This window comes from Streptomyces sp. CC224B (genome assembly GCF_030010595.1).
GTDB lineage: Bacteria > Actinomycetota > Actinomycetes > Streptomycetales > Streptomycetaceae > Streptomyces > Streptomyces longispororuber.
In genome coordinates this window covers 20,075-27,991 of the sequence record NZ_JASCXL010000125.1, presented here as the reverse complement: position 1 = coordinate 27,991, position 7,917 = coordinate 20,075, and the positions used below count along the sequence as shown (strand labels likewise).

At 71.2% G+C, this 7,917-nt stretch carries 6 protein-coding genes; 1 reads left to right on the top strand and 5 read right to left on the bottom strand.

Annotation, left to right across the window (positions count from 1 at the left end):
• The first annotated feature begins 275 nt into the window (after nucleotides 1-275).
• On the top strand, nucleotides 276-716 hold the full coding sequence (locus tag QK440_RS34505; protein ID WP_282797196.1) for a hypothetical protein: 441 nt from the start codon (nucleotides 276-278) through the stop codon (nucleotides 714-716).
• 104 nt (nucleotides 717-820) lie between these two features.
• Here the strand turns inward: QK440_RS34505 and pgl are convergent, their stop codons facing one another.
• From pgl to tkt, 5 genes are read right to left on the bottom strand one after another with little or no spacing between them, the layout of a single operon-like run.
• Nucleotides 821-1,600 carry a 6-phosphogluconolactonase gene (pgl, locus tag QK440_RS34500; RefSeq protein WP_282797197.1) on the bottom strand — a complete coding sequence of 260 codons (780 nt, stop codon included), beginning with the start codon at nucleotides 1,598-1,600 and terminating at the stop codon, nucleotides 821-823.
• A 41-nt stretch (nucleotides 1,601-1,641) separates the two neighbouring features.
• The gene (gene opcA, locus QK440_RS34495) at nucleotides 1,642-2,928 is read right to left on the bottom strand and encodes a glucose-6-phosphate dehydrogenase assembly protein OpcA (RefSeq protein WP_282797195.1); all 1,287 of its coding nucleotides are present in this window, start codon (nucleotides 2,926-2,928) and stop codon (nucleotides 1,642-1,644) included.
• On the bottom strand, nucleotides 2,925-4,457 hold the full coding sequence (gene zwf, locus QK440_RS34490; protein WP_190135998.1) for a glucose-6-phosphate dehydrogenase: 1,533 nt from the start codon (nucleotides 4,455-4,457) through the stop codon (nucleotides 2,925-2,927). Before zwf ends, opcA begins: the two co-directional genes overlap by 4 nt.
• Nucleotides 4,458-4,462: 5 nt before the next feature.
• Complete coding sequence (tal, locus tag QK440_RS34485) at nucleotides 4,463-5,605, bottom strand: transaldolase (protein ID WP_282797194.1); 1,143 nt, start codon at nucleotides 5,603-5,605, stop codon at nucleotides 4,463-4,465.
• Nucleotides 5,606-5,638: 33 nt separating this feature from the next.
• Nucleotides 5,639-7,741 carry a transketolase gene (tkt, locus tag QK440_RS34480; protein ID WP_282797193.1) on the bottom strand — a complete coding sequence of 701 codons (2,103 nt, stop codon included), beginning with the start codon at nucleotides 7,739-7,741 and terminating at the stop codon, nucleotides 5,639-5,641.
• Between the last annotated feature and the right edge of the window lie 176 nt (nucleotides 7,742-7,917).

Genomic DNA, 7,917 nt, shown 5'->3' with positions numbered 1-7,917 from the left:
GTCGAGCCGGCCCTGACCGAAGGCACCACCGTCCCCGGCCTCGACCCCTCCACCACCGCACTGGTCAACAAGTACCGGGAGCTGCGCGGCCGTTGAGCCAAGCGGAGCCGGGCGCCCGCGGTCCGTACGCGGGCGCCCCCCCGCCATGGGCGCCCTGCCGACCGCCGGTGTCCCCTCCGCCATGGGTGCCGTGTCAACACCGGCCATCACCCGTTCGGCTGAGCCGCTGACGGTCCGGGCGATGCGGGTGTCCGCTCCGCTGAAGCATGGCGGACATGACGCAACAGCAGGGCTGGGCCGCCCCCGTACCGCCACCGCAGACGAAGAAGCGCCGCAAGTGGCCCTGGGTCCTCCTGGTCATGGCCCTGCTGATGTTCGGCGGCTGCACGGCACTGATCGCGAGCGTCGGGCACGAGGTCGACAAGGAGTCGAAGCGCGAGATCGACGTCCGGTACGAGGTGACGGGCGACGCGAAGGACGTCACGGTCATGTACTCCGTCTACAGCGACGGCGACCTCTCCCAGAACCAGGCCAGCGGCGTCGACCTGCCCTGGCGCAAGGCGGAGAAGACGAAGGGCTTCGTCAAGGGCGGGACGCTCGTCGTCACCACGGGAGCCTCCGGCGGGACCGTGCGGTGCAAGGTCACGGCCGACGGCACCACCCACACCGCCACGGCCGACGGCCGCTTCGCCTCCGCGACCTGCGACGGCTTCTGACAGCGACGCGCTGGTGAGCCACCACGCAAAAGGGCCCCGGACGTGAGAACGTCCGGGGCCCTTCCCGTGCGCGTGCGGCCGGGACCGGTGAGGCCGGTCCCGCGTCAGGGAGACGCCGGCGGGTACAGGTCGCGCGGCAGTTGTGACGCCGCCGCCGCGTCCAGGAGCCACAGGGTGCGGGAGCGGCCGCGGGCGCCCGCCGCGGGGGCCTGGATCTCGCCCGCCCCGGACAGGGCGATCGCCACGGCCTTCGCCTTGTCCTCGCCCGCCGCGAGCAGCCACACCTCACGGGCGGAGCGGATCGCGGGGAGCGTCAGCGAGACGCGCGTGGGCGGCGGCTTCGGCGCGCCGTGGACGCCCACCACCATGCGCTCCGTCTCGCGGACCGCGGGCAGCTCCGGAAAGAGCGAGGCCACGTGCGTGTCCGGGCCGACGCCCAGCATGAGCACGTCGAACGCCGGCACCGGGCCGCCCGCGTCGGCGGCGGCCGAGCGGTAGTGCTCGGTCCCGGCCGCCGCGGCCAGCTCGGCGGCGTACGCCTCGGCGGCCGCGTCCGCGCCGTCCGCGGTGGAGCCGACGGCGTACGGGCCGTCGGAGGCGGGCATCGGATGCACGCGCGCCGGATCCAGCGGGACGGCGTCGAGCAGGGCCTCGCGGGCCTGCGTGTAGTTGCGCTCGGGGTCGCCCTCCGGCAGGAACCGCTCGTCGCCCCACCACAGGTCGAGCCGCGACCAGTCCACCGCGTCGCGGGCGGGGGCCGAGTTCAGCGCCGCGAGCAGGCCGTTGCCGTTGCGGCCGCCCGTGAGGACCACGGAGGCGGAGCCGCGGGCGGCCTGCGCGTCGACGATCTTCGTGATGAGCCGGGCCGCGGCGGCCTGGGCCATCAGCTCCTTGTCGCGGTGGACGACGAGTTGGGGAGGCGTGGTCACTTCGCGGCCGCCTTCTTCGCCGTGGCCTTCTTCGCCGGGGACTTGTCCGCCGAGGACTTGTCCGACGTGGCCTTCTTCGCCGGAGCCTTCTTCGCGGGAGCCTTCTTCTCCGGGGCCTTCCCGGAGGAAGCCGCCTTCGACGCGGAGGCGCCCTCGGACTCGGCCTTGGAGTCGGCCTTGGAGGCCGCCCCGGAGCCGTCGCCCCGCGCCCCGCCGTCGCGCCCCTCGGCCTCAGCAGCCCCAGAAGCCCCAGAGCTCCCAGAAGCCTTAGAGCCCTCAGCAGCCCCAGAGCCCCCGGAAGCCCCAGCCCCCTCGTCCCCCGACCGCCGCAGCGACGACGACGAGTCCGCCCGCGTCGCCTCGCCCAGCCGGTCCACGCCGTACCTCAGCGCCGACGCGTACGTGTCGTCCGGGTCGAGGCGCCGCAGCTCCTCCGCGATCAGCTCCGACGTCTCGCGGCGCTTGAGCGCCACCGCGCGGTCGGGCTGGCCCTGGATGGAGAGCGTGGCGAGCGAGCCGTCCGCGCGGTCGAGCACGATCGGGCCGCACGTGGTCTCCATGCGGACGCCGGTCAGGCCGGGCCCGGTGGACAGGGTGCGCTCGACCGGGACGGAGAGCCGGTCGGCGAGCCACATGGCGAGCAGCTCGACGCTCGGGTTGAACTCCTCGCCCTCCACCTCGGCGGCGGTGACCTCGCAGGTGACCTGGTCCAGGGCGGCCGCGAGCATGGAGCGCCACGGCGTGATCCGGGTCCAGGACAGGTCGGTGTCGCCGGGGTGGTAGGCCTCGGCGCGCGCGGTCAGCTCCTCGATCGGCCGCTCGGCGGCGTACGTGTCGGTGACGCGGCGCTGGGCCAGCGTGCCCAGGGGGTCCTGGGCCGGGTCCAGCGGGGCGTTCACCGGCCACCACACCACGGTCGGGGCGTCCGGCAGGAGCAGCGGGAGCACCACCGACTGGGCGTGGTTCACGACCTCGCCGTACAGCCGGAGCACCACCGTCTCGCCGGTGCCCGCGTCGGCGCCCACGCGCACCTCGGCGTCCAGGCGCGAGGACGTGCGGTCGCGCGGGGAGCGCGAGACGCGCTTGATGACGACGAGCGTGCGCGAGGGGTGCTCGCGCGAGGCCTCGCTGGCCGCCTTCAGGGCGTCGTAGGCGTTCTCCTCGTCGGTGACGATGACGAGGGTGAGGACCATGCCGACCGCCGGGGTGCCGATCGCGCGGCGGCCCTGCACGAGCGCCTTGTTGATCTTGCTGGCCGTGGTGTCCGTAAGGTCGATCTTCATGGCCGGCGCCAGCTCCGTCCGTCTCGTGCGAGCATCTCGTCCGCCTCGACCGGGCCCCACGTGCCGGCGGGGTACTGCGCGGGCGTGCCGTTGGCGTCCCAGTACTCCTCGATCGGGTCGAGGATCTTCCAGGACAGCTCGACCTCCTCCGTGCGCGGGAAGAGGTTGGCGTCACCGAGCAGGACGTCCAGGATCAGCCGTTCGTACGCCTCCGGGCTGGACTCCGTGAACGACTCGCCGTACGCGAAGTCCATCGACACGTCCCGGATCTCCATGGACGTGCCCGGGACCTTGGATCCGAAGCGCACCGTGATGCCCTCGTCGGGCTGGACGCGGATGACGATCGCGTTCTGCCCGAGCTCCTCCGTCGCCGTGTGGTCGAAGGGGGAGTGCGGGGCGCGCTGGAAGACGACGGCGATCTCGGTGACGCGGCGGCCGAGGCGCTTGCCGGTGCGCAGGTAGAAGGGGACGCCCGCCCAGCGGCGGTTGTCCACCTCCAGCTTGACGGCGGCGTAGGTGTCGGTCTTCGACTGCGGGTCGATGCCCTCTTCCTGGAGGTAGCCGACGGCCTTCTCGCCGCCCTGCCACCCGGCGGAGTACTGTCCGCGCACGGTGTCGCGGCCCAGGTCCTTCGGCAGCCGTACGGCGCCGAGCACCTTGGCCTTCTCCGCGACCAGGGCGTCCGCGTCGAAGGAGGCGGGCTCCTCCATGGCGGTGAGGGCCATGAGCTGGAGCAGGTGGTTCTGGATGACGTCGCGGGCGGCGCCGATGCCGTCGTAGTAGCCCGCGCGGCCGCCGATGCCGATGTCCTCGGCCATGGTGATCTGCACATGGTCCACGAACGACCGGTTCCAGATCGGCTCGAACATCTGGTTGGCGAAGCGGAGTGCCAGGATGTTCTGGACGGTCTCCTTGCCCAGGTAGTGGTCGATCCGGAACACCTGGTCCGGGGCGAACACCTCGTGGACGATCGCGTTCAGCTCATGGGCCGACTTCAGGTCGTGGCCGAAGGGCTTCTCGATGACGGCCCGCCGCCAGGAACCCGCCGGCGCGTCCGCGAGCTCGTGCTTCTTGAGCTGCTGGACGACCTGGGGGAAGAACTTGGGGGGCACGGAGAGGTAGAAGGCGAAGTTGCCGCCCGTGCCCTGCTGCTTGTCGAGGTCCTGGATGGTGGCCTTGAGCTGCTCGAAGGCCTCGTCGTCGTCGAAGTTGCCCTGGACGAAGCGCATGCCCTGGATGAGCTGCTGCCAGACCTCCTCGCGGAAGGGGGTGCGCGCGTGCTGCTTGACCGCGTCGTGCACCTCCTGCGCGAAGTCCTCGTCCTGCCACTCGCGGCGGGCGAAGCCGATCAGGGCGAAGCCCGGCGGGAGCAGGCCGCGGTTGGCCAGGTCGTACACGGCGGGCATCAGCTTTTTTCGGGACAAATCACCCGTAACGCCGAAAATGACCAGGCCCGACGGCCCCGCGATACGCGGGAGCCGTCGGTCCGCGGCGTCACGCAGCGGATTCGCACCTTGAAGTGCGCTCACTGGTGTCAGCCCTCCGAAGGGGTCAGTCGCTTGAGCTCGGCCTCGGTCGACTTCAGCAGGTCGTTCCAGGACGACTCGAACTTCTCCACGCCCTCGTCCTCGAGGAGCTGCACGACCTCGTCGTACGAGATCCCGAACTCCGCCAGGGCGTCGATGTCGGCGCGCGCCTGCTCGTACTGCCCGGCGATGGTGTTGCCGGTGACCTGCCCGTGGTCGGCGCTGGCCTCCAGCGTGGCCTCCGGCATGGTGTTCACCGTGCCCGGCGCGACCAGCTCGTCGACGTACATCGTGTCCTTGTACGCCTTGTCCTTGACGCCCGTCGACGCCCACAGCGGGCGCTGCTTGTTGGCGTGCGCCTTGTCCAGGGCGGCCCAGCGGTCCGAGGACGGTGTCGACTTGTCGGCGGAGCCGAACACCTCCTCGTACGCCTGGTAGGCGAGCCGGGCGTTGGCGAGGGCGGCCTTGCCGCGCAGCGCCTTGGCCTCGTCGGTGCCCAGCGCGTCGATGCGCTTGTCGATCTCGGTGTCCACGCGGGACACGAAGAACGACGCCACCGAGTGGATCTTCGACAGGTCCAGGCCGCGCTCCTTGGCCTTCTCCAGGCCCGCCAGGTAGGCGTCCATGACCGCGCGGTAGCGCTCCAGGGAGAAGATCAGCGTGACGTTGACGCTGATGCCGAGGCCGATGACCTCGGTGATCGCCGGGAGGCCCGCCTCGGTGGCCGGGATCTTGATGAGCGTGTTCGGCCGGTCCACCAGCCACGCGAGCTGCTTGGCCTCGGCGACCGTGGCGCGCGTGTCGTGCGCGAGCCGCGGGTCGACCTCGATGGACACCCGGCCGTCCTGGCCGTCGGTCGCGTCGAAGACCGGGCGCAGGATGTCGGCGGCGTCACGGACGTCCGCCGTCGTGATCATGCGGATGGCCTCTTCGACGGTCACCTTGCGCGCGGCGAGGTCGGTGAGCTGCGTGTCGTAGCCGTCGCCCTCCGAGATGGCCTTCTGGAAGATGGAGGGGTTGGTCGTGACGCCCACGACGTGCTGCTGGTCGATCAGCTCGGCGAGGTTGCCGGACGTGATCCGCTTGCGCGACAGGTCGTCCAGCCAGATCGCGACGCCTTCGTCGGAGAGGCGCTTGAGTGCGTCTGTCATGGAATTACATCTCCTACTCGTCTGATACGGGCGTCAGCGCTGCGCGGCGGCGAGCGAGTCCCGAGCCGCCGCGGCCACCGCGTCGGCAGTGAACCCGAACTCGCGGAAGAGGACCTTGCCGTCCGCCGAAGCGCCGAAGTGCTCCAGCGAGACGATGCGGCCCGCGTCCCCGACGTACTTGTGCCAGGTCAGGCCGATGCCCGCCTCGACGGCCACGCGTGCCTTGACGGACGGCGGCAGCACGCTGTCGCGGTACCCCTGGTCCTGCTCCTCGAACCACTCGACCGACGGCATCGAGACCACCCGCGTCGGCACGCCCGCCGCCTGCAGCTGCTCGCGCGCCTCCACGGCGAGCTGCACCTCGGAGCCGGTGCCGATGAGGACGACCTGCGGCTCGGCGCTCTCGCCCGAGGAACCCTCCGCCTCGAACAGCACGTAGCCGCCCTTGGCGGTGTCCTCGTTCGCCTCGTACGTCGGCACGCCCTGGCGGGTCAGCGCGAGGCCGTGCGGGGCGCCCTTGCCGAACTCCTTCGTCCAGCGGCGCAGGATCTCGCGCCAGGCGATGGCCGTCTCGTTGGCGTCCGCCGGACGGACCACGTTCAGGCCGGGAATGGCCCGCAGCGACGCGAGGTGCTCGACCGGCTGGTGGGTCGGGCCGTCCTCGCCGAGGCCGATGGAGTCGTGCGTCCACACGTACGTCACCGGCAGGTGCATCAGCGCGGACAGGCGCACGGCGTTGCGCATGTAGTCCGAGAACACCAGGAACGTACCGCCATAGATACGCGTGTTGCCGTGCAGCGCGATGCCATTCATCTCCGCGGCCATGGAGTGCTCGCGGATGCCGTAGTGGATCGTGCGGCCGTACGGGTCCGCCTCGGGCAGCGGGTTGTCCGCGGGCAGGAACGACGACGTCTTGTCGATCGTCGTGTTGTTCGAGCCCGCCAGGTCCGCGGAGCCGCCCCACAGCTCGGGGATGACCCCGCCGAGCGCCTGGAGGACCTTGCCGGACGCGGCGCGCGTCGCGACGGCCTTGCCCGTCTCGAAGACCGGGAGCTTCTCCTCCCAGCCGGCGGGCAGCTCGCCCGCGGCGATGCGGTCGAACTCCGCGGCGCGCTCGGCGTTGGCGTCGCGCCACTCCTGGAACGACTTCTCCCAGGCGTCCCGCGCCTCGCGGCCGCGCTCAAGGGCGCCCCGGGTGTGGTTCAGGACCTCGTCGGAGACCTCGAAGCTCTGCTCCGGGTCGAAGCCGAGGACGCGCTTGGTGGCCGCGACCTCCTCGTCGCCGAGCGCCGAGCCGTGCGCGGCCTCGGTGTTCTGCGCGCTCGGCGCCGGCCAGGCGATGATCGAGCGCATCGCGATGAAGGACGGCTTGTCGGTGACCGCCTTCGCCTGCTGGATCGCCTCGAACAGGGCCCGCGGGTCGAGGTCGCCGTTCTCCTTCGGCTCCACGCGCTGCACGTGCCAGCCGTAGGCCTCGTACCGCTTCATGGTGTCTTCGGAGACGGCGGTCCCGGTGTCGCCCTCGATCGAGATGTGGTTGTCGTCCCACAGCAGGATGAGGTTGCCGAGCTGCTGGTGCCCGGCCATCGAGGACGCCTCGGCGGAGATGCCCTCCTGGAGGCAGCCGTCGCCGGCGATCGCGTAGATGTAGTGGTCGAACGGGGAGGTGCCGGGGGCCGCCTCCGGGTCGAACAGACCGCGCTCGTACCGGGCGGCCATCGCCATGCCCACGGCGTTGGCCACGCCCTGGCCCAGCGGGCCCGTCGTCGTCTCGACGCCGACCGTGTGGCCGTACTCCGGGTGGCCCGGGGTCTTCGAGCCCCAGGTGCGGAACGCCTTCAGGTCGTCCAGCTCCAGGCCGAAGCCGGCCAGGTAGAGCTGGATGTACAGGGTCAGTGACGAGTGGCCCGCGGAGAGCACGAATCGGTCACGGCCGGTCCAGTCGGCGTCCGCCGGGTCGTGCCGCATCACCTTCTGGAAGAGGGTGTACGCGGCGGGCGCGAGGCTCATGGCCGTACCGGGATGGCCGTTGCCGACCTTCTGTACGGCGTCCATGGCCAGGACCCGGACGGTGTCGACGGCCCGCTGGTCCAGTTCGGTCCACTCGAGGTCTGTGGTGGTCGGCTTGGTGCTCACCCTGGGTCAGGGCTCCTCTCCACATGTCGAATGCCGGCGGCGTGGGAATCGCCCCGGCCGTTGTCGAGCCTACCCTTGTAAGAACGTGCGTTTTTTCGAGTCATTCCAGACTGCCGGGACCCGTTCGGATCCGCCTCCTGAACGGCTCGTGCCGCTTTCACCATGTGAATACGGGA

Excerpts from the sequence above, each read along its gene's own strand:
- pgl (WP_282797197.1), bottom strand. The coding sequence starts at position 1,600 with ATGGCCCAGGCCGCCGCGGCCCGGCTCATCACGAAGATCGTCGACGCG.
- tal (WP_282797194.1), bottom strand. The coding sequence starts at position 5,605 with ATGACAGACGCACTCAAGCGCCTCTCCGACGAAGGCGTCGCGATCTGG.
- QK440_RS34505 (WP_282797196.1), top strand. The coding sequence starts at position 276 with ATGACGCAACAGCAGGGCTGGGCCGCCCCCGTACCGCCACCGCAGACG.
- opcA (WP_282797195.1), bottom strand. The coding sequence starts at position 2,928 with ATGAAGATCGACCTTACGGACACCACGGCCAGCAAGATCAACAAGGCG.